The sequence below is a fragment of the Hoeflea sp. IMCC20628 genome (genome assembly GCF_001011155.1).
GTDB lineage: Bacteria > Pseudomonadota > Alphaproteobacteria > Rhizobiales > Rhizobiaceae > Hoeflea.
On sequence record NZ_CP011479.1, the window covers coordinates 1,834,684 to 1,855,966 of the forward strand.

Below are 21,283 nucleotides of genomic sequence, written 5' to 3' on the forward strand. Positions count from 1 at the left end.
CATGAATTGCAGAACGAGGCCGGGAATAGGGCAATCCGCACAAAATCATGGCAATTGTGACCGAATTGCAACAAAATCGTGGTGACCGTCGGTTTGGGGCGGATTTGAACGGTTGAAGGCTCTGTTGGGCGCCGAATTTCAATAGTTTGGATCAAATACTCGCCATTTTGGACGGTTTCGGGTGCTGGTCGCGGATTGCGTGCATGCAGGGGGCGTTGGGTGCTGTTTACAAACACCCCAAATGCATTACCTAATCTAGGCAATCGTAAGCTTTTAAGTCCTGGAGGGGATTCATGATTCGCGGTACTTTGAAAACGTTTGTTGCTTTAATGGCAACCACTGTGGCGCTTGCTTCGGCAGCACAGGCAGGCGGATTGGAGCGAGGCGGCTATAACGTCGATTTGCTTTTTGATACGTCGCGTTTTGCTACTGAGGCCACCGCGACCTATGTGATGCCGCAGCGCGACCTCAATAACGTTGTTGATGTTGATGCAACGGATGGTACCCCGGTTGGTCCGGCCAACGGAGTGCGCGAAACCGAATCTTACTGGGTGCCGCGCCTTGGCGCGAAAGTCGGTATCGGTGCACATGTGGATTGCATGGCCGACTACAGCCAGCCCTATGGTGCGCATTCAAAACCAGGTACCAACTGGGCGGGTGCAAACTCGAACACGGAGACGGACATCGGAAGCGACGGCTTTGCAGCAACTTGCTCTGTGAAGTTCCAGGCAGGCAAGGGCCAGCTCAGGGTCATTGGCGGTGTTTCACACTTGGAGATCAGCGGTTTTAAGGAACGTCTGACTGCGGTGATTCCCGCTGCATTTGGCACCGGCATTGGTCGGGTGAATCTGGAAGATTCAGGCATCGGTTGGCGTACAGGCATAGCATATGAAATCCCGGAAATAGCTTTTAGAGCCAGCGCAGTCTATTATTCCGAAGTGCAACTGAATAGCATCTCCGGAGTGCTTGATCTCACTCAGAACCCCTTCGCACCGGCCCCGTTCGGTGGTGCAGTGACCCCGATTTTTGGTGCGGCGACAATGCCGCAGGTCGTTGAGATCAAGGTACAGTCAGGCATCGCTCCCGGCTGGCTCGCCTTCGGATCGGTCAAGTGGGTCGATTGGAGTGTGCTTCAGTCAATCGCGCTTTGTCCGACATTTACCGCTGCGTTTGGATGTTCCTCAGGGGCTCCGAACGAGGTCACGTCGCTCGATCTCTATTATCGTGACGGTTGGACGGTTACGGGCGGTGTTGGCCACAAGTTCAATGATAATCTTTCTGGCCTTGTTGCCCTGACCTGGGACCGTGGCACCGCGACTACTACTGGAACTCAGTCTGACACATGGACGGTTGCTGCTGGTGGTGCCTTCACACCGAACGAGAATGTTGAAATCCGGCTCGGTGGAGCGCTTGGTGTCCTGACTTCTGGTTCATCTTCGGATGCTCGGATCACGTACAATTATGGCTCAGACTTGGTGGCCGCCATCTCAGGTGCCGTCAAGGTCAAGTTCTGATCAACCCGTCCAGTATAGCAACAATTCAACCCCGCCCTTGTGGCGGGGTTTTTGCATTCTGCAGGCCATTTTTGGTTCGACCGAATTCATTGGAAAGATTGACGCGTTTCGCTGCCGAATGCCAGAGATCACGCAATGTGACGATTTCGCAACACATTATGTGAAATCATCTGCTATGCAATTGCGGGGGCATATTGTGCCCATTTCCCGCCACAAACGAGGCGCAGGGCAGGGCATCAGTTAGGCCCCCTGCGGCTCGGTTTGAATAAAATGACCAAGACGCATTTGAGGATCATATGACCGCCAGCGCTTTCGATAAGTCCAAGCTTCCAAGCCGCTACACAACGGTAGGACCCGCGCGCGCGCCGCACCGGTCCTACCTGTATGCCATGGGACTTTCGGCCGAAGAAATAGCTCAGCCGCTGGTTGGTGTTGCGTCATGCTGGAATGAAGCTGCGCCGTGCAATATCTCGCTGATGCGCCAGGCGCAGGTGGTCAAGAAGGGCGTTGCTGCTGCAAAAGGCACGCCGCGCGAATTCTGCACCATTACCGTGACGGACGGCATCGCCATGGGGCATCAGGGCATGAAATCATCCCTGGTCAGCCGCGATGTGATTGCTGATTCGGTCGAGTTGACCATGCGCGGTCACTGCTATGACGCCATTGTCGGGCTCGCAGGCTGCGACAAATCCCTGCCGGGCATGATGATGGCCATGGTCCGACTCAACGTGCCTTCGATCTTCATCTATGGCGGCTCAATCCTTCCAGGCAGTTACCGCGGCCGCCAGATCACAGTTCAGGACGTGTTCGAGGCGGTTGGCCAGCACTCGGTCGGCGATATTTCGGACGAGGATCTTCTAGAGATCGAACAGGCGGCGTGTCCTTCTGCAGGTTCGTGCGGCGCCCAGTTCACCGCCAACACCATGGCGACAGTGGCTGAGGCCATCGGACTGGCATTGCCCTATTCCTGCGGCGCGCCTGCGCCTTACGAAATGCGGGACAAGTTCAGCTATGCCGCTGGCGAGAAGGTGATGGAGCTGATCGCCAAGCAGATTCGGCCGCGCGATATCGTCACCCTGAAGGCGTTGGAAAACGCTGCCGCTGTGGTTTCAGCCACCGGCGGGTCGACAAATGCGGCGCTGCACCTGCCGGCAATCGCGCATGAATGCGGTATCGAATTTGACCTGTTTGACGTCGCCAAGATTTTCGAACGCACCCCTTACATTGCCAATCTGAAACCGGGCGGCAAATATGTCGCCAAGGACATGTTCGAGGCTGGCGGCATTCCGGTGTTGATGAAGACCATGCTCGATCACGGCTACCTTCATGGCGATTGCATGACCGTGACAGGCCGTACTTTGGCCGAAAACATGGAGCATGTTCGCTGGAATGACGAACAGGATGTTGTGCACCCGGCCAACAAGCCGATCACCGTGTCTGGCGGTGTTGTCGGGCTGAAAGGCAATCTTGCCGAAGATGGTGCGATCGTGAAAGTGGCCGGCATGACCCGGCTGAAGTTCATCGGTCCGGCACGCTGTTTTGATTCGGAAGAGGAATGCTTCGCGGCGGTTAACAAGCGTGATTACAAGGAAGGCGAGGTCCTGGTGATCCGCTACGAGGGCCCCAAGGGCGGCCCCGGGATGCGCGAAATGTTGTCGACCACTGCGGCCATCTATGGCCAAGGCATGGGCGACAAGGTTGCATTGATCACCGACGGCCGGTTCTCCGGCGCAACGCGCGGGTTTTGTATCGGCCATGTCGGGCCGGAAGCAGCTGAAGGCGGGCCAATCGGCTTGCTTCAGGATGGCGACATCATCGAGATTGATGCTGTCGATGGTATTTTGAATGTGCAACTGTCCGATGAGGAACTGGCTGCACGCAGGAAAAACTGGACAGCGCGGGAGACCGACTATGCGTCGGGTGCGCTGTGGAAATACGCCCAGACGGTGGGATCGGCGCGACATGGCGCAGTAACCCACCCTGGCGGAGCGAAAGAAAAGCACGTCTATGCAGACATCTAGCCGTACCCGAACCAAGCTTTTTTGTGCTGTCCTCACCGCTGCCATCGGCATTGGCGGACCGGCGCTGGCGCTCGATCCAAATGCTGGCGTGACCAGCGAGTCGGGTCCGTTTGACCTGTTCAAATTCGGCTTTTCGGCCTACAAGAAGGGCCGCAAGGACGAGGCTGTCGAAGCCTATAAATACGCCGCCGACAAAGGCCATCCCGGCGCGCGCTGGGCGCTCGCCAATATGTATGCCTATGGCGATGGCGTGGTCGAAAACGACTACGAAGCCTTCAAGATCTATGATGATATCGCCCGTCAGGGTGTTGAGCCGGGCTCGCAGGATACCGGCTATTTCGTCAATGCGTTGTTGTCGCTGGCGACCTATTACCAGAAAGGCATTCCCGGAAGCCCGGTCAAGGCCAATCTGGGTGCTGCGCGGCAGCTCTATTTTCAGGCGGCGTCTGCGTTCGGCATCCCCGAAGCGCAGTACCGGCTGGGTCGGATGATCCTTGAAGGCGAGGGCGGCGCCAACGATATCCAGCAGGCCAAGAAATGGCTGAACCGGGCCCGCGTCAGCGGTCATCCGGCAGCATCTGCCGTGCTTGGCAATGTGGTGTTCGAAGAGGGGCAGGTTGTCCGCGGGCTTGCTTTCATGACCACGGCTCTCGAGCGGTCGGCGCCGTCTGACAAGCCATGGATCCAGTCGTTGCAGGAGCGGGCGTTTTTGTTGTCGGGCGAGGCGGATCGGCGTACAGCCGTGGCGCTGGCACAGGACATGCTGGCCAAGGGCCTGAATTGATCAGGCAGCCTTTAGCGCTTTCAATGATTTAAAAATTGGACACCGGCCAGTTCAGCCTGGAACCAATGATGCTGTGGTTGCTGGCGTGGGCGACATTTGCGCCACCGGGCAGCCGTCCGAGATCTTCTTCCAGCTGGTGTTGTTGAGATTGCGCTCGCAGCGCGCCATATAGCGCTGGGATGAGCCGATCTGCAGGCAAACAACGCCACCTTGCTTGATGCGTTTGCCATTGCCGAGACATTCTCAATCCTGCCCGGCGAATGCAGGGGGCGTGTAAAATCCGAGCATTGCCAGAGAACAAATGCCCAATGCAATTCTCAATGATCGCGCATGTTTCATGACAATATTGTGCGCTTCTTGCCGCAGATTGGCAAGTTTTGCAGCCGTTCAGGCCAATGAGCAGGTAAGCTGTTCAGACGGCAAGAGAAATTGCCACCGGGACGTGATCGGATGGTTTTTCCCAGCCGCGAACGTATTTTTCGACATCAGCCGATTTGAGAAGAATTGCCGCTTCCGGTGAGAGCATCAAATGGTCGATGCGGATGCCATTGTTCTTGGGCCAGGCGCCGGCCTGATAGTCCCAGAACGTATAGGTTTCCGGTTGGTCGTTGACCGAGCGCAGCGCATCGGTGAAACCGAGGTTTTCCAGCCTTCTGAAGGCCATTCTGGTTTCGGGACGAAACAGCGCGTCGCCTTCCCAGACTTTCGGATCGTGGCAGTCGACCGGCTCGGGAATGACGTTGTAATCGCCTGCCAGCACCAATGGCTCTTCAAGCGCCAGACGGTCGGCAGCAAAGGCGTGAAGCCTCTCCATCCAGGCAAGCTTGTAGGGGAACTTGGGGGTGTCGACGGGGTTGCCGTTGGGCAGATATAGCGACACTACCCGCAGCACGCCGCCGTCGACGGAGAACACCGCCTCGATGAAGCGTGCCTGTTCGTCGCTGTCGTCACGCGGAAGCCCGCGATTGACCTCGTCAGGGCTTTGCTTGGACAGGATCGCAACGCCGTTGAAGCCTTTTTGGCCATGGGTTTCAACATGATAGCCCATTGCTTCGATTTCCAGCCGGAGGAATCCCTCATCAACCGACTTGATTTCCTGCAGGCAGACGATATCCGGATCGCTCTCCTTGAGCCAGGCCAGCAGGTTCTCGATCCGGGCCTTGATGCCGTTGATGTTCCAGGTAACGATTTTCAAGAGGGAAATCCTTCAACGACACGGGAGCAGTCTGACGCGGGGCAGGTAACCGGTGATCAGACCGAGAAACTTGTCCCGCAGCCGCATGAAGCGACCGCATTCGGATTCTTGATCTGAAAGGCCTGGCCCATCAGATTGTCGACGAAATCGATTTCAGAGCCGGCCATATAGACCAACGAGATCTGGTCGATGAGAACCCGGGCTTCGTCTCTCTCGAGCACTATGTCATCCGCGTCGGGCTGATCGGCAAGATCGAACTTGTAGGAAAAGCCGGAGCAGCCGCCGCCTTCGACGGAAACCCGAAGCGCGGACTTGCCAGCCTCGGTCGCAACAATTTCCTTGATCCGGCGGGCAGCCGATTCAGACAGGGTAACAGATGGGGATTCAGGCACGTGACCTCCTTGCCGGGGTCAAGGTCCGGCAGAGACATGTTTCAAATCAGTCTCTCTATAGGTATGAAGGCGGTGGCCCGACGTCAATGCTTGGATAGGCCGAGCAGGAACATGGTTGGGCCTGTTGACGGGATTGGCATGGAATTCGACGTAACAAAGCTGGGTTTTGGAACCGGGGAACATGCGCCATGGGCTGCTGACCCCTGGGCCAGCCGCGGGCGGCTGTTTGCGGAGCCCACAAGTCCGACCCGGTCGGAGTTTCAGCGCGACCGCGACCGGATCATCCACACCACCGCGTTCCGGCGGCTCAAGCACAAGACCCAGGTCTTCGTCGCCCATGAAGGCGACCACTATCGTACCCGGCTGACCCACACCATCGAAGTGGCACAGATCGCACGGGCGCTTGCACGCGCGCTCAAGCTTGATGAGGATCTGGCCGAGGGTGTGGCGCTTGTGCATGATTTTGGCCACACGCCCTTCGGTCATACTGGCGAAGAGGCGCTGGCCGAGTTGCTGGCTGACGCCGGGGGATTTGATCACAACGCCCAGTCGCTGCGCATCGTCACCAAACTGGAACAACGCTACGCGGAATTCGACGGGCTCAATCTTTCCTGGGAAATGCTGGAAGGTCTGGTCAAACACAACGGACCATTGATCGTCGAGGGCGGCCAACCTGTCCCTGGACCCATTCTTGATTACAATAAGAGTCATGATTTGTGGCTTGCGACTCATGCGAGCCTGGAAGCCCAGGCGGCAGCGATCGCTGATGACATTGCCTATAACACCCATGACATCGACGACGGATTGCGCTCTGGTCTGATCACGCTGGAGATGCTGGAGGAACTGCCACTGCTGGCACGGCTGATGGCAGAGGTGCGCAATCGATATCCGGGCCTTGAGGAGCCGCGCTTCATTCATGAAATCATGCGACGGCAAATTACCGAGATGGTTGAGGATGTGATTGGCGTGGCGCAATCCAACATCATCGCGGTCAAACCGCAATCGGCCGATGATGTTCGCCATGCGGGGCTGACGATGGCGGTTTTTTCTGATGAGTTCGTCGCGGCCGACCGTGACATCAAGACGTTTCTGTACAAGCATCTCTACCGTCATCCCGATGTGATGCGGGTGCGGGCGCATGCTACGCGGATTGTCCGGGATCTTTTCGCGGCCTTCATGTCTGATCCTTCGACCATGGGAGAAAAGCATGAATATGCAGGGATCGAGGACCTGCCGGACAGACTGCGGGCGCAAGGGGTGAGGGACTACCTTGCCGGGATGACCGACACCTATGCGATCGCCGCACACCGGCGTTTGTTTGACGATACACCTGAATTGAGATAGGCAGCGGTCAACCGGCGCGAGCGCCTGTTTCACCCCGCTTTTCCGCCATATCGGACTGATGCCATGAATGTGTTCAAGGACTTCGAATTCAGAATCAAGCAAGCTGTTAAAGCCCTTGATGTCTTTAAGGAAAAAGGCGGCGAAACCGGTTTTGAGCGAATGACTGTGGAGCCGCCACGCGATCCGGCCCACGGCGAGATGTCGACCAATGCCGCCATGGTTCTGGCCAAGCCGCTGGGAATGAACCCGCGGGCGCTTGCCGAACTGATCGCAGCACAGTTTGGTGATGATGCCGATGTTGCCGAGACCACGGTGGCCGGTCCCGGTTTTCTGAATTTCCGCCTGACCCCAAGTTTCTGGCACCGTCTTTTGTCGACCGTTGTGCGCGAGGGCGCTGATTTTGGCCGCTCTGCGACCGGTGCCGACCGCAAGGTCAATGTCGAATATGTCTCCGCAAACCCGACCGGGCCGATGCATGTCGGCCATTGCCGGGGTGCCGTGGTTGGCGACGCGCTCGCCAATCTGATGAGCTATGCCGGCTACCAGGTGACCAAGGAATACTACATCAATGATGCGGGTTCGCAGATCGATGTGCTGTCGAAATCGGCTTTTCTGAGATACCGCGAAGCGCTGGGCGATGACATCGGCGACATTCCCGCCGGGCTTTATCCGGGCGATTATCTGGTGCCGGTCGGCAAGGCGCTGGCTGCAGAGTTCGGCGACAGGTTGCGGCATATGCCGGAAGAAGAACGGATGCCGCTCATCAAGGAGCGCACGATTGACGCGATGATGGCGATGATCCGGGCCGACCTGAAGGCGCTCAATGTCGAGCATGACGTGTTCTTTTCCGAACGCAGTCTGCATGCCGATGGCGAGCGCGCCATTCGTCACGCCATCAATGACCTGACCTTCAAGGGCCATGTCTACAAGGGCAAGCTGCCGCCGCCGAAGGGCCAACTGCCCGAGGACTGGGAAGACCGCGAGCAGACGCTGTTCCGGTCTACCGATGTCGGCGACGATATCGACCGTCCGTTGATCAAGTCGGATGGCAGCTACACCTATTTTGCCGCAGATGTGGCCTATTTCCGCGACAAGTTCGAACGCGGCTTTACAGAGATGATCTATGTGCTTGGCGCCGACCATGGCGGCTATATCAAGCGGCTTGAGGCTGTCGCCAAGGCCGTGTCGGGAGGCGAGGCGAAACTGACGGTGCTTTTGTGCCAGATGGTCAAGATCTATCGCAACGGCGAACCGGTCGCGATGTCCAAGCGTTCGGGAGACTTCATCACGCTCAGGGATGTGGTTGATGAGGTGGGTGTCGATTCGGTTCGCTTCATGATGCTTTACCGGAAGAGCTCGGAATCGCTGGATTTCGACTTTGCCAAGGTGACCGAGCAGTCCAAGGACAATCCGGTGTTCTACGTGCAGTATGCCCATGCGCGTTGCTCTTCGGTGCTGCGGCAGGGGCTGGAGACATTTCCCGATCTGGATTTGTCACCCGAAGCATTGGCCTCGGCAGATCTGTCAGATCTGGCGCATGAGAGCGAGTTGGCGCTGATCACCAAGCTCGGCGAATATCCGCGAATGATCGAAGCTGCAGCCTTGGGGCAGGAGCCGCACAGGGTGGCTTTTTACCTCTACGAACTGGCCGGTTTGCTTCATTCACACTGGAACAAAGGCCGTGATGAGCCAGGTTTGCGGTTTGTTAACGATAAAAACCGACAATCCACAATTGCCAGGTTGGGTCTGGTGTACGCCGTCGCATCGGTTTTGAAGTCAGGTCTCACCATTACGGGAACTGACGCACCGGAAGAAATGCGCTAGACGTCACCTTTTCCCCACATTGCTCTGGCAGAAATTTGTGCGAGAGTATGTGAGTGATGCATGGTTGATCTATTGGATAACAACACCCGGTCCCCGAATCCGGATGCCGAAATCGATGATCCCTTGGCCGAGCTTGCCCGGATCATTGGCTATGAGCGGCCTGCCCCGTCAGCGAAAACGACTGATAAAGAGCCTGACTCTGGTGAACTGGATCTGGAGGCGGAATTGATGCGGGAGCTTGACGTCCCGCAGCCCGTGGAAGCCGACGATCCGGACAACCTTGCCGATCAGACCGCACCCGACGAGTCAGTTGCGAGTCAGGAATCGGTGCAAGCCGATGAGCCTGCCGCTGAAGATCCTTGGGATGAAGTTGACGATGATCTTGAGCTGGTTCTGGATGATTCCGAGATTTTGGAACCCGAGACGGAATCCGCAGCAGACGAAGAAGATGTTGCTTCGGATGTGGGCCCGGCTGCAGGTCCGGAAACCGCACAAGCCGCTGAGTATGCGCCGGACTCCCGTGATGTTGAAAATGACAATGATAATTTGTCTGACTGGGACTTTTCAGAATCTCTGGACTCTGAACCGTTATCTGACACGGTCTCTGAACCAGACGAGATTGAGTTTGTTTTCGATGTTGACCCGGATCTGACTTCAGAAGAGCTGAATTCGTTCGACGATGATCTGGCCGATACCCGGGATATACCCGGGCTTGACACCGATCAGGATGAGGCGGAGCGCGAGGATGCAAATGAATCCGCGCCGGCTGGGCAGACTCGCGATAAACCGGGAGAGGTGATCGCTGCTGATTTCGCGGCAGGTTGTCCAGTCGTGATCCCCGATCATTCCGAAGATGATGTTTTCGCCGACATGGTCCGGTTTGATGTGCCTGCACGTGAGAACACTGTGCCGCCACTGCTGTTCAGACCGGCAACAGACACGGAAATGGACGAAGTTGCCAATGAAGAACCGTTGAATGATGTGTCTGCATTTGAAGGTGGTTTCAGTGGTGATCTCGACGGTTCTGATGCGGACCTGATCGATAATGAACCCGGCTTTGAGGCCGAGTCTGCTGCTGTCGATACCGATGAGCCTGCCTCGAGCGAAAATTCCAGCGAACCGGCTTTGGATTTCGAGGCCTATCTGTCCACCGAGCTTGACGTGTTTGAGCATGAAGTCGCCATGAGCGACGCCGACGCTGCCGCTGATCAGGACGAAGACGTCGCTCCACAGCAAGACCGCAGCGCGATTGATGCCGAAGCTGGTGAGGGCGAATGGACAGCTGACGATCTGGATGATCACTCATCGGTTTTTGATGAAGCGGCCGAGGAACTGCTGGCCGACATCGCTTATGATGACACCATTCTTGAAGCGGACAACGCCTCGGATGATGTTACGGAAACCTGGTCAGTGGACAGCATTGAGGATGGCGTCGCCGAGGAACTCGATGAGGAACTGGAAAATATGTATGATCTTCCAGTCACCCGCGCGGAACCAATTGGTGAAAGTGTCGACGAGACGGACGAGTTCGAACTCGATATTGAGCAAGTTCTGGCTGAAACTCTTGTTGAAAGAGAAGCTCCGTCGGTCGTTCGGGCTCAGACGTCGCCAGACACGCCTGTATCCGATGACGTGGATGAAATGGATGACTGGCAACTCGATGATGTGGTGGCCGAATCGGCGGTTGAACGTGACGAAATTTCTGACGCATTTCTCGACTTCGGGCAGATCGCAGACACCGATACATCTGATGCAGATGTCGCCTCCGAGCCCGAGGATCGCTCAAACGCCAGCAACGCTGCCATCATCGCTCCCGAGATCGCCGGTGAACCGCAGCAGTCTGACTGGCTCTCCGGTTTCGAAACGTCTGACCCCACGGCCCGTTCTGACGATGACGACTATTATTTCGATGCAAATCTGATTTCCGAACCAGGGGACACCCTTGAAGCGGTCACCGACATTGATGTGCCCGAGCTTATTCATGATGAGCCGCTGTCGGTTGATCCGGACTATGACAGCGAAATCGATCGGGAATTTGCCGATATCGTCGATCGGCATGAACCGGAACCGGAGGCGGGGGCCGCCGCCGCGGTTACCGGTGACCTTGGCTTTGTCGAGGGATGGAGTCGCAGCACTTCATCATCACGCGGAAATGAACTTTCTTCGGAATATATCGAGTTGGAGCGTGAACTCGGCGTTGATCATGATTCTGCGGCCCGCATCCACGGCGCCCCCGTTCATGAAGACAGCGTGCTGACCCAGGACGAAATTTTGTACGACGAGGCCAACCGCGAGGCTGGCTCTCGGGGGCCTGTGTTGGCGCTCGTGGTTCTTGGTCTGGCTCTACTTGCCGGAGCGGGTGCGCTGGGCTGGAGCATGTGGTCGGACGACCAAACGACAGCTGACGGTGGACCGCGGATCATCCGCGCGGATACAGACCCGGTAAAGGTTCTTCCCGAAAATCCTGGCGGAGTTACAGTCCCCAACCAGGACAAGGCGGTTTACGATCGCGTCGCTGGCGGCGACGGCGCTCCGACAGGCCAGCCGACGCTGGTCAATTCGGCTGAAGAGCCGGTGGATGTCGTTCAACGCACACTTGATCCAGAAATTTTGCCACTGGAAGGCCGTGGCGACATTTCCACCAAGTCCGAAGACCGTCTGCTTGCCAACGGGGCAGAGACGGAAGCGGGCGCCAATGTCCCAACTCCTCCGGTGGTGTCGCCGCGCAAGGTGCGCACCATGATCGTCAAACCTGATGGTTCCATTGTCGCCCGTGAGGATCCCGAGCCACAGCCGTTGGCCACGGAAACCGCTGCTGTTGAGGCGGAGCAGACGATCGTCGATACGCCAGAGCCCAAGGTTCCGACGATGCAGGTGTTGCAACCCGATGCGGTTGTTGCAGAAGTCCCCGCGACAGAGCCATCAGCGGCCGCGTTATCTGCGACTGCCGGCGAAGAAATTGCAAACACATCGATCGCCCCGGTGCGTGTGGTTACGACACAGCAGATCCGTCCGGTGTCCAATGCGCCGGTTCCGCAGGGCCGGCCCGCAGACCAGCCGGTCAACGTGGTTGGTACGGTCACGCAGGGTGGCAATGTTGCCGCTGCACCTGAAGCAACACCTGCGACGGCGCCGGCTCAGCCGCAGCAAGTGGCTGCCGCCCCGGCAGCTGCAGCGCCTGCGGCCAATCCAGGCGGCTACTATATGCAGATTGCCTCGCAACCGAGTGCCGAGGGCGCACAGGCTTCCTGGAACACACTTTCCAAACGCTACAACTCGGTGCTTGGCGGCTTGAGTGTCGACATCCAGCGGGCTGATATCACGGGCAAGGGCGTGTTTCACCGGGTCAGGGTTCCAGCAGGAACCAAAGATCAGGCCAACGCCTTGTGCAGCCGCTACAAGTCAGCCGGGGGCAGTTGCTTCGTGTCGCGCTAACAGTCGATCATCACGGTTTTGGGTTTGAGGGGTGCGCTGCGAGGTGCGCCCCTTTTCATGTCCGATAAGCTGATCACTGCGAAGCATGTCAAATGCGAATCTATCGGCTAACATTGGTTTATGAGCGAATCAAAAGCAGTCATTTTCGGGTGCGCCGGGCCCGAGTTATCCTCCGACGAAGCCGCATTCTTTGCTGAGACCAGGCCATGGGGCTTCATCCTTTTTGGCCGGAATATCATCAGTATGAGCCAGGTCGCCGATCTGACTTCCAGCCTTCGCGACAGCGTCGGGCGCCCGGATGCGCCAGTGCTGATTGATCAGGAAGGCGGGCGGGTTCAGCGATTCAAGCCGCCTCTGGTTCCGCAATATCCATCGGGTGCGGATCTCGGCGCGTTGTATCTCGCCAATCCGGAGGCCGGCTTGCGGGCCACATGGATCATGTCGCGACTGCACGCGTTCGATCTGTTTCCTTTGGGAATAAGCGTTGATTGCCTGCCTGTGCTTGATGTGCCTTCGCCCGGTGGACATGAAGTGATCGGCAGGCGGGCTTACGGGATCACACCCGAGGTGGTGGAGGCGCTGGGGCGCGCTGCGTGCGAAGGCCTCAAAGCCGGCGGCATGTTGCCGGTGATCAAGCATATTCCCGGCCATGGCCGCGCCGGGGCTGACACGCACCATGAACTGCCGCATGTCGATGCGTCACGGGCAGAATTGTCGGCGCGTGATTTTATTCCGTTCAAGGCGCTTCGCTCCGAGGCGATGGCGATGTCAGCGCATGTGGTGTTCACGGACATCGATCCGGATCATCCAGCAACTACATCGCGCCGCGTGGTAGAGGATGTTATTCGCTCTGAAATCGGTTTTGACGGGCTTTTGATGTCGGATGACGTGTCGATGAATGCGCTTTCTGGGGATTTCGCAACGAGAACTGGTGCAATTTTTGCCGCAGGGTGCGATGTCACATTGCACTGCAATGGAAACAGGGCGGAAATGGAGGCGGTGGCCTCGATGACGCCTGTGCTCTCGGCAGACAGCTTGCGGCGTGCGCAAAACGTCATGACGGCGTTTCTTGCGCCCGATGCAAGCGACGAAGCCGCATTGCGGGATGAATTCGAGGGGCTGATGGCAGCCTCCTAACCTTCGGGCTGAAAGGCGGCAACGGTGAGCAACGGCAACCGGAATAACGGTGGAACGCCCGGCAGGTCGCCGAAAGGCGCCACACCCATGGATGCCGTTTGGGACAATGCCAATGCCGAACGTGCACTGAGTGATCCGTCGCTGGTCATCGACGTCGAGGGTTTTGAAGGGCCGCTGGATCTGCTGCTGCATCTGGCGCGCACCCAGAAGGTGGATCTGGCGCATATCTCGGTTCTCGCGCTGGCCGAGCAATATCTGATGTTTGTCGAGAAGGCGCGCGGATTGCGGCTTGAACTGGCGGCGGATTATCTGGTGATGGCAGCGTGGCTGGCCTATCTCAAATCCAGGCTGTTGATCCCGCAAAGCAACAAGGGCGACGAACCCAGCGGCGAGGAAATGGCAGCGGCACTGGCATTCCGGCTCAAGCGGCTTGAAGCCATGCGGGAAGCGGCGACGCGGCTGGTCAATCGCAACCGTCTGGGCCGCGACGTGTTTGCGCGCGGCGAGCCCGAGCCGATGGTGATCGACAAGACCTCAAGCTTCGATGCGACACTTTATGACCTGCTGACCGCCTACGCTGCCCAGAGGCAGCGCCAGACGCTGTCCCAGGTGACGATCGCCCGGCGTCGGGTCTGGTCACTCAGCGATGCCCGCGTCATCCTGTTCCGCCTGATTGGCGAGTTCAAGGACTGGACAGCGCTGGATCAATTCCTGATCCGATACATGTCCGATCCGGAAGAACGCACGACAGCGATTGCCAGTTCGTTCGCGGCCAGCCTGGAAATGGTGCGGGAAGGGCGGCTTGAAATCCGTCAGGACGGTGCATTCCAACCGATCTTCATGCGACGGCCCCCACAGGCTGTTGTCAGCGCAGGGAGCAAGCCATGACAATGGATCCTGGTCACGGAGCGGCGGTTGCCTATACCGGCGATGCTGAGCAGGCAGAGGATGATGCGATGGGAACAGAGGCACTTGATGCGCTGCGGGAACGCGCCTTGCACGAAGCCGAACGCATTGCAGAAGCCTTGATCTTTGCCTCGAGCGGACCGGTTTCGGAAAACCTGATCGCGGGTAGATTGCCTGATGGCGCGCCTGTCGGCGTGGTTCTGGCGCGACTCGCCGAGAGTTATGCCCATCGCGGGGTCAATCTGGTTCGGGTCGAGGACGCATGGGCGTTCCGTACTGCCGCCGACCTGGGGTTTTTGATCCGGAGCGAGGAAACCGAAATCAAGAAGCTCTCGCGCGCCAGCCTCGAAGTGTTGTCGTCGATTGCCTATCACCAGCCGGTTACCCGCGCCGAGATCGAGGACGTGCGTGGCGTGGCGACCTCGAAAGGCACGCTCGATGTGCTTATGGAGACCGGTTGGGTTCGGATGCGCGGCCGTCGTCGCTCGCCGGGAAGACCGGTTACCTATGGCACTACGCCGGCTTTTCTTGATCATTTCGGACTTGAGGATCTTCGCGATCTGCCGGGAATGGAAGAGCTGAAGGGAGCCGGTCTGCTGTCTGGACGGGTTCCGTCGAATTTCCATCCACCGGTTCCGCCAGCCAATGATGACCTCACCGAGGACGAGGATCCGATCACGCAAATGGATCTTGAAGAGCTTGGTCTCTTGACTCCGATGGGAGAAGCAGAGGACTAAGCCTGCGGTTCGGGTTTCAATCCGGACCGGTGTACTGGTTAAAGCAAGGGTCTCGGCCACCGTGAAACAGCAGACAAGAACGGCGATCGCGCGCAGGACGGCAGGTGTGACCTTTGCCGCGCGTCTGGCGTTTGAGGATGTTCACCATGCCTATGGTGATCTGCCAACGCTGCGCGGCGTCACCCTGGCCGCCGAACCGGGAGAGGTATTGTGCCTGCTCGGTCCATCGGGTTCGGGCAAAACCACCTTGCTCAGAATCGCTGCCGGGATCGAGCCGCTGGGAAGTGGGCGGCTGTTGCTCAATGACCGCGAAATTGCCGGACCAACACGCAATCTGCCGCCCGAACGCCGCGGCATCGGCCTGATGTTTCAGGATTTCGCGCTGTTTCCGCATTTGACCATCCTCGACAATGTCCGGTTTGGATTGACGGCTCTGTCCAAGGCCGACGCCAAGCGCGAGGCCATGGCGGCGCTCGACCGGGTCGGGATGATTCATTACGCCGACAATTATCCGCATGCGCTTTCAGGTGGCGAGCAACAGCGCGTGGCTCTGGCCCGGGCGCTGGCGCCGCGCCCGGCGGTGCTGTTGATGGATGAACCGTTTTCAGGTCTTGATTCGCGGCTCAAGGACAGTGTTCGTGCCGAAACCCTGGCGATCCTGCGTGAAGCCCGCGCGACGGCGATCGTGGTGACCCATGATGCCGAGGAAGCCATGCGCATGGGCGACAGGATTGCCTTGCTGCGCGATGGCGCGCTGGAACAGGTTGGAACCGGTGAAGACCTCTATCACAGACCGGTCAATCTGTTCGCCGCCGGCTTCTTCTCTGAAATCAATGTGTTTGAAAGCACGGTTTCGGGAGAAATGGCGCAAACACCGGTCGGTCCGGTGCGGGCAAAGGGTTTTTCTGATGGCGCAGACGTCTCGATTGCAATAAGGCTTCCCGGCGTAGAAATCACGGAGACGCCTTGCGGCGTTTCGGCACGGGTTGTGGCGCGCAGATTCCTCGGGGTTGAGGAACTGGTGACATTAGTGGTTGCAGGCGGCGAAAGTCCTATTGACGCGCGCATTCGCGCTGGCCAATTAAGGACGGGGGTCCGCGATGTTTCAGTCACTGTCAACGCGCGTGACATTTTGGTGTTTGAAAGAAACGGATAAACACCCTAAATCAGGGTAGGTATACAGGAGAGTATCATGGGTTCATTCAGCGTTTGGCATTGGCTTATCGTTCTGGTCGTCGTTCTGCTTCTTTTCGGTCGCGGCAAGATTCCGGAATTGATGGGCGACGTCGCCAAGGGAATCAAGAGCTTCAAGAAGGGCATGGGCGACGATGACGCCACGCCAGAGACCAAGACTGTCGAGAGCAAGACTGTTGATGCTACGACTGTCGACAACAAGGCCGAAGAAGCCAAGGATCGCGGCTGACACCCCAATCCCGTTGCCCTGACGGGTGAGGAGACGCCTGAATGTTCGACATAGGTTGGCCAGAGCTTCTGGTCGTTGCCATAGTGCTCATCATCGTGGTTGGTCCCAAGGACCTTCCACCGATGCTGCGCGCCTTCGGGCGAACCACCAAGAAACTCAAGTCGATGGCAAACGAGTTTCGTGGCCAGTTCGATGATGCGCTGCGTGAAGCTGAACTTGGCGATGTCAAAAAGACATTCGATGAAGCCAAGAAGCTCAATCCGATGCAGAGCATTCGCGATGCCGTAAATCCGCTCAAGGATACGGCGAAAGATATCCGCTCGGATCTCGAGAAATCGGTGAAAGCGCCAACTGCAGACGTTGCCGATAAGCCGAAGGTGGATATCCCGACACCGGCGATGAAGCTTGGCGATGGTCCTCCGGAGATCAAATCCGCCGAACCGGCTCCGGTCAAAACCGCAACTGCGGGCAAGGCTGAGCCGCAAACAGCGGCTGCAGCCAAACCGGCTGGATCGGTGCGCAAGCCCGGTGAAAAGGCAGTAGCGCAGGCACCCGTCAAAGCATCGGCAAATGCCAAGCCGGCCGCAGTGAAAACGGCAGCGAAGCCCAAGTCGGTTGCGACCAAGACAGGCGCAGCTTCCACTCCGGCAGCCAAGGCAAAGCCTGCCTCTGCCACCAAGACAGCGACGCCGGCCAAGGCCGCGCCGCGCGCCAGGAAACCCAAGCAAGGCGAGGGCCAGGCGTGACCGACGATATCGAAGACAAGCCGCAGCCGCTGCTTTCGCACCTGATGGAATTGCGCAATCGCTTGATGTGGGCAATCGGCGCATTCTTTCTCGCATTCCTGCTTTGTTTCGCCTTCGCCAAACCGTTGTTCAACCTTCTGGTGCAGCCTTTCACCTGGGCGGTGGACTGGGCCGGAATGGGCGATCGCAAGATCGAGTTGATCTACACCGCGCCGCAGGAATTTTTCTTCACCCAGATCAAGATCGGCATGTTCGGCGGCCTTGTGCTGGCTTTCCCGATGATTGCGGCGCAGCTCTACAAGTTCGTGGCGCCGGGGCTCTACAAGAATGAACGTGGGGCTTTCCTTCCATTCCTGGTCGCCTCGCCATTGCTGTTCCTGATGGGCGCAGCGCTGGTCTACTTTTTCTTCACGCCGATGGTGATGTGGTTCTTCCTGTCGATGGAGCAGTCCGGGGGCGCCGGTGAAGCCTCGATCACGCTGTTGCCGAAGGTTTCGGAATATCTGAGCCTGATCATGACGCTGATCTTCGCTTTTGGTCTGGTGTTTCAGTTGCCGGTCGTCACCACGCTTCTTGCGCGGGTGGGGCTGGTCACAAGCCAGGGTCTGAAAGACAAGCGCAAATATGCGATTGTTGCCGCCTTCATCGCTGCCGCAATCCTGACACCGCCCGATCCGGTCTCCCAGATCGGGCTTGCGCTGCCAACCATCCTTCTTTACGAGATTGCCATCTATTGCGCCCGCCTCGTGGAGCGTCAGCGCGCTGCGAGAGCGGCGTCGGCGGAAGCTGACGAAGAAAAAACTTCGTCTACTGACACCGATCCCGAAGGGGAAGCCTGAGCTTCGGTTTGGAAATCGCACCGTGCCGCCTGACGGCACGGTTGTGGGGTTGGCGCTGCCATTCGACCACCGGGACCAGCCATGCTTGACATTAAATGGATACGAGAAAATCCTGCGGCTCTTGACGCGGCTTTGGCCAAGCGCGGTGCAGAGGCTCAGTCACAAAGCCTGATCGTGCTTGATGAGGCGCGCCGCAACCATGTGAGCGCGCTTCAGGCGTTGCAGGAACGCCGCAACCTTGCCTCCAAGGAAATCGGCAAGGCAATGGCCACCAAGGATCAGGCCAAGGCAGACGCGCTCAAGGCCGAAGTCGCCACCATCAAGGACGAGCTTCAGGCGGGCGAAGCCAAGGAACGCGAGCTTGATGAGGCGCTCAAGCATGCCTTGTCGGTGCTACCGAACATCCCTCTCGATGAAGTGCCGGTCGGCGCCGATGAGAGCGAGAATGTCGAAGTGCGCAAGGTTGGCGACAAGCCGGATCTCGGATTCAAGCCCAAGGAACATTACGAGCTCGGTGAAGCGCTGGGCCTGATGGATTTCGAACGGGCGGCGAAAATGTCCGGCGCTCGGTTCACCATCCTCACCGGCGCGCTTGCGCGGCTTGAGAGGGCGCTGGGCCAGTTCATGCTCGACCTGCACACCAGCGAGCACGGCTATACCGAAGTCAATCCGCCGCTGATGGTGAATGATGCCGCGGCTTATGGAACCGACAAGCTGCCCAAATTTGGCGACGATCTGTTTCGCACCACCGACGGGCGCTGGCTGATTCCGACTGCGGAAGTGCCGCTGACCTATATGGCGGCAGGCGAGATCATTGCCGAGGAAGAGCTGCCAAAACGCTATGTGGCGCAGACCGCCTGTTTTCGCTCGGAAGCCGGGTCTGCGGGCCGTGACACGCGTGGCATGCTGCGCCAGCACCAGTTCATCAAGGTGGAACTGGTGTCGGTGACAACACCTGAAACATCGATTGCCGAACACGAGCGCATGACGGCAAGCGCCGAAGCAGTACTCGAACGGCTGGGTTTGCCGTTCCGGACGATTGTGCTGTGCACCGGCGACATGGGCTTTGGCGCGCAGAAAACCTATGACATCGAGGTCTGGATGCCGGGGCAGGACGCCTATCGAGAGATTTCGTCCTGTTCGGTGTGCGGTGACTTTCAGGGCAGGCGGATGAATGCGCGTTGCCGCAAGGCTGGAGACAAGGCCACTCGCTTTGTCCATACGCTCAACGGTTCGGGTGTTGCGGTTGGCCGAGCCCTGATTGCGGTGATGGAAAACTATCAGAACGCCGATGGCTCGATCACCGTGCCCGATGCGCTTCAGCCCTATATGGGCGGACTGAAGAAAATCGAGAAAGCAGCCTGAACCAAGCGTCATCAGAGGAAATTGGCAATGCGCATACTCATCACCAATGACGACGGCATTCATGCCGAGGGACTTGAGGTGCTTGAGCGCATCGCACGGACGCTGTCAGACGATGTCTGGATCGTGTCACCAGAAACTGATCAGAGCGGTCTTGCGCATTCGCTGACCTTGTCGGAACCGTTGCGGCTTCGCGAAGTTCGCGAAAAGACCTTTGCGCTGCGCGGAACGCCGACCGATTGCGTGATCATGGCGATCAAGCGCCTGATGGACCCGGCGCCGGATCTGGTCTTGTCCGGTGTCAATTCCGGCCAGAATGTCGCCGATGACGTGACCTATTCCGGCACAGTGGCGGGCGCCATGGAAGGTACATTGCTGGGCATCCGGTCGATTGCCATCAGTCAGGCTTACACGTTCAAGGATGGCAGGATCATGCCGTGGGATGTGGTTGAGAGCCTGGCGCCGGCGCTGCTCAAGAAGCTGATCAAAATCGATCTGCCGGCGGGTACGCTGCTCAACCTCAATTTTCCGAATTGCCCAGTTGATGAAGTCAAGGGCGTGGTGGTGACTGATCAGGGGCAACTGACCCACGGATTGTCGATCGAGGAACGCGAAGACGGGCGCGGATTTCCCTATTTCTGGCTTAAGTTTGGCCGCCGCGATTTCTCGCCGGAGGCCAACAGCGACATCAAGGCGATCTCGAATGGCTATGTTTCGGTCACGCCGCTGAAGCTGGACCTGACCAATCATCAGGTCCAGGAGCAAATCTCCAGTGCCCTGGAAGTTTGAGCGATGAATGTTCGGCTGCTGGAAAAAGAAGGATTTGCCGGGTTGTTCCTGCGGCTGCGGGCCGAAGGCATCGCCGACAAGGCACTTCTGACCGCGCTTGAACAGACGCCGCGCACGCTGTTCGTTTCGGCGGCCTATGCGGATGCAGCTTATCAGGACCGGATGTTGCCGACAGATTGCGGTGGCTTTGCCGAAAGCGCTGATCTGGTTGCTCGTCTGCTTTCTGCGCTGGCGATAGAACCCGGTCACCGGGTTCTCGACATCGGGACCGGCAGCGGATTCATGGCCGCAGTTGCCGCACGTCTTGCCGAACGGGTGCTGACAGTGGATCGCTACAAGACCCTTGTCCAGCTTGCCCAGCAGCGTTTCGCTCACCTCGGACTGGGCAATGTAATGGCGCGCCAGGCTGACGGTACCAAAGGCATGAGCGGCGAGGGGAACTTTGATCGAATCATCGCAACCGGCGCTTTCGAGGGAATGCCGCGTCAATTTGTTGACCAGTTGGCGTCGGGTGGAGTCATGCTTGCGCCAATATTGATGGAGAATGGCCGGACACAGATGGCGCGGTTGACGAAAATCGGAAGCCGGTTTGAACGCGAAGACCTGTTTGAGGTTCCCTATCGGGCTTTGACCCCCGGTGTTGCAGCCGCTTTGTGATCCGTCCAGGGCCACAAATTACATGGATTTTCTTCGTCTTAACTGATGAGTAACACTAACGCGCTTTAATCATCTCAGTTGGTTTTGCGTTGATTGGGTAGTGTTATGCGTCTCAGACAATCTGTCGTCCCCTGTGCTTCTGTGTCCCGTTTGCTCGGTGTCGCTCTTTTGGCGGGGT

At 58.1% G+C, this 21,283-nt stretch carries 18 protein-coding genes; 16 read left to right on the top strand and 2 right to left on the bottom strand.

All coding sequences use genetic code 11. The features are described from left to right. Positions 1-293: 293 nt before the first annotated feature. From IMCC20628_RS08660 to IMCC20628_RS08670, 3 genes are all read left to right on the top strand, one after another. Entirely contained in the window at positions 294-1,514 is a 1,221-nt protein-coding gene (locus tag IMCC20628_RS08660) for an OmpP1/FadL family transporter (RefSeq protein ID WP_047029889.1), read from the top strand. Between the two features lie 296 nt (positions 1,515-1,810). Next, positions 1,811-3,535 (top strand): dihydroxy-acid dehydratase, encoded by a 1,725-nt coding sequence (gene ilvD / locus IMCC20628_RS08665; protein ID WP_047029890.1) that lies wholly within the window; start codon positions 1,811-1,813, stop codon positions 3,533-3,535. After that, positions 3,522-4,319: a tetratricopeptide repeat protein gene (locus IMCC20628_RS08670; RefSeq protein ID WP_047029891.1), complete on the top strand. Its 798-nt coding sequence runs from the start codon at positions 3,522-3,524 to the stop codon at positions 4,317-4,319. The genes ilvD and IMCC20628_RS08670 overlap by 14 nt, the downstream gene beginning before the upstream one ends. A gap of 412 nt (positions 4,320-4,731) precedes the next feature. Here the strand turns inward: IMCC20628_RS08670 and xth are convergent, their stop codons facing one another. Both xth and erpA read right to left on the bottom strand, forming a co-directional pair. Further along, the gene (xth, locus tag IMCC20628_RS08675) at positions 4,732-5,514 is read right to left on the bottom strand and encodes an exodeoxyribonuclease III (protein WP_047029892.1); all 783 of its coding nucleotides are present in this window, start codon (positions 5,512-5,514) and stop codon (positions 4,732-4,734) included. 56 nt (positions 5,515-5,570) lie between these two features. Continuing rightward, positions 5,571-5,906 (bottom strand): iron-sulfur cluster insertion protein ErpA, encoded by a 336-nt coding sequence (gene erpA, locus IMCC20628_RS08680; protein WP_047029893.1) that lies wholly within the window; start codon positions 5,904-5,906, stop codon positions 5,571-5,573. Positions 5,907-6,044: 138 nt separating this feature from the next. Between erpA and IMCC20628_RS08685 the strand changes: the two genes are divergently transcribed. The 13 genes from IMCC20628_RS08685 (at position 6,045) to IMCC20628_RS08745 (ending at position 21,105) form a co-directional block, all read left to right on the top strand. Further along, positions 6,045-7,250 carry a deoxyguanosinetriphosphate triphosphohydrolase gene (locus IMCC20628_RS08685; protein WP_047029894.1) on the top strand — a complete coding sequence of 402 codons (1,206 nt, stop codon included), beginning with the start codon at positions 6,045-6,047 and terminating at the stop codon, positions 7,248-7,250. Positions 7,251-7,313: 63 nt separating this feature from the next. Beyond that, positions 7,314-9,074, top strand: a complete 1,761-nt coding sequence (gene argS, locus IMCC20628_RS08690; RefSeq protein ID WP_047029895.1) for an arginine--tRNA ligase — start codon at positions 7,314-7,316, stop codon at positions 9,072-9,074. A 60-nt stretch (positions 9,075-9,134) separates the two neighbouring features. Continuing rightward, complete coding sequence (locus tag IMCC20628_RS24220) at positions 9,135-12,509, top strand: SPOR domain-containing protein (protein ID WP_052766359.1); 3,375 nt, start codon at positions 9,135-9,137, stop codon at positions 12,507-12,509. Between the two features lie 120 nt (positions 12,510-12,629). Further along, positions 12,630-13,646 carry a beta-N-acetylhexosaminidase gene (nagZ, locus tag IMCC20628_RS08700; RefSeq protein WP_047029896.1) on the top strand — a complete coding sequence of 339 codons (1,017 nt, stop codon included), beginning with the start codon at positions 12,630-12,632 and terminating at the stop codon, positions 13,644-13,646. An 87-nt stretch (positions 13,647-13,733) separates the two neighbouring features. After that, positions 13,734-14,534, top strand: coding sequence for a ScpA family protein (locus IMCC20628_RS08705; protein WP_047029897.1), 801 nt, complete (start codon positions 13,734-13,736; stop codon positions 14,532-14,534). A 68-nt stretch (positions 14,535-14,602) separates the two neighbouring features. Then, complete coding sequence (gene scpB, locus IMCC20628_RS08710; RefSeq protein ID WP_047032397.1) at positions 14,603-15,289, top strand: SMC-Scp complex subunit ScpB; 687 nt, start codon at positions 14,603-14,605, stop codon at positions 15,287-15,289. A gap of 61 nt (positions 15,290-15,350) precedes the next feature. After that, positions 15,351-16,445, top strand: a complete 1,095-nt coding sequence (locus IMCC20628_RS08715; RefSeq protein ID WP_047029898.1) for an ABC transporter ATP-binding protein — start codon at positions 15,351-15,353, stop codon at positions 16,443-16,445. A 36-nt stretch (positions 16,446-16,481) separates the two neighbouring features. Then, positions 16,482-16,712 (top strand): twin-arginine translocase TatA/TatE family subunit, encoded by a 231-nt coding sequence (locus tag IMCC20628_RS08720; protein WP_047029899.1) that lies wholly within the window; start codon positions 16,482-16,484, stop codon positions 16,710-16,712. A gap of 41 nt (positions 16,713-16,753) precedes the next feature. Next, positions 16,754-17,458, top strand: a complete 705-nt coding sequence (gene tatB / locus IMCC20628_RS25780) for a Sec-independent protein translocase protein TatB (RefSeq protein WP_047029900.1) — start codon at positions 16,754-16,756, stop codon at positions 17,456-17,458. Next, the gene (gene tatC / locus IMCC20628_RS08730; protein ID WP_047029901.1) at positions 17,455-18,297 is read left to right on the top strand and encodes a twin-arginine translocase subunit TatC; all 843 of its coding nucleotides are present in this window, start codon (positions 17,455-17,457) and stop codon (positions 18,295-18,297) included. The genes tatB and tatC overlap by 4 nt, the downstream gene beginning before the upstream one ends. Positions 18,298-18,378: 81 nt before the next feature. Beyond that, entirely contained in the window at positions 18,379-19,662 is a 1,284-nt protein-coding gene (gene serS, locus IMCC20628_RS08735) for a serine--tRNA ligase (protein ID WP_047029902.1), read from the top strand. Positions 19,663-19,689: 27 nt separating this feature from the next. Next, a complete protein-coding gene (surE, locus tag IMCC20628_RS08740) occupies positions 19,690-20,448 on the top strand; it encodes a 5'/3'-nucleotidase SurE (RefSeq protein WP_047029903.1) in 759 nt (252 codons plus the stop codon). Positions 20,449-20,451: 3 nt separating this feature from the next. Then, complete coding sequence (locus IMCC20628_RS08745) at positions 20,452-21,105, top strand: protein-L-isoaspartate(D-aspartate) O-methyltransferase (RefSeq protein WP_047029904.1); 654 nt, start codon at positions 20,452-20,454, stop codon at positions 21,103-21,105. The last annotated feature ends 178 nt before the right edge of the window (positions 21,106-21,283 follow it).

Excerpts from the sequence above, each read along its gene's own strand:
- IMCC20628_RS08660 (WP_047029889.1), top strand. The coding sequence starts at position 294 with ATGATTCGCGGTACTTTGAAAACGTTTGTTGCTTTAATGGCAACCACT.
- ilvD (WP_047029890.1), top strand. The coding sequence starts at position 1,811 with ATGACCGCCAGCGCTTTCGATAAGTCCAAGCTTCCAAGCCGCTACACA.
- IMCC20628_RS08670 (WP_047029891.1), top strand. The coding sequence starts at position 3,522 with ATGCAGACATCTAGCCGTACCCGAACCAAGCTTTTTTGTGCTGTCCTC.
- IMCC20628_RS08685 (WP_047029894.1), top strand. The coding sequence starts at position 6,045 with ATGGAATTCGACGTAACAAAGCTGGGTTTTGGAACCGGGGAACATGCG.
- argS (WP_047029895.1), top strand. The coding sequence starts at position 7,314 with ATGAATGTGTTCAAGGACTTCGAATTCAGAATCAAGCAAGCTGTTAAA.
- IMCC20628_RS24220 (WP_052766359.1), top strand. The coding sequence starts at position 9,135 with ATGGTTGATCTATTGGATAACAACACCCGGTCCCCGAATCCGGATGCC.
- nagZ (WP_047029896.1), top strand. The coding sequence starts at position 12,630 with ATGAGCGAATCAAAAGCAGTCATTTTCGGGTGCGCCGGGCCCGAGTTA.
- IMCC20628_RS08705 (WP_047029897.1), top strand. The coding sequence starts at position 13,734 with ATGGATGCCGTTTGGGACAATGCCAATGCCGAACGTGCACTGAGTGAT.
- scpB (WP_047032397.1), top strand. The coding sequence starts at position 14,603 with ATGGGAACAGAGGCACTTGATGCGCTGCGGGAACGCGCCTTGCACGAA.
- IMCC20628_RS08720 (WP_047029899.1), top strand. The coding sequence starts at position 16,482 with ATGGGTTCATTCAGCGTTTGGCATTGGCTTATCGTTCTGGTCGTCGTT.
- tatB (WP_047029900.1), top strand. The coding sequence starts at position 16,754 with ATGTTCGACATAGGTTGGCCAGAGCTTCTGGTCGTTGCCATAGTGCTC.
- serS (WP_047029902.1), top strand. The coding sequence starts at position 18,379 with ATGCTTGACATTAAATGGATACGAGAAAATCCTGCGGCTCTTGACGCG.
- surE (WP_047029903.1), top strand. The coding sequence starts at position 19,690 with ATGCGCATACTCATCACCAATGACGACGGCATTCATGCCGAGGGACTT.
- IMCC20628_RS08745 (WP_047029904.1), top strand. The coding sequence starts at position 20,452 with ATGAATGTTCGGCTGCTGGAAAAAGAAGGATTTGCCGGGTTGTTCCTG.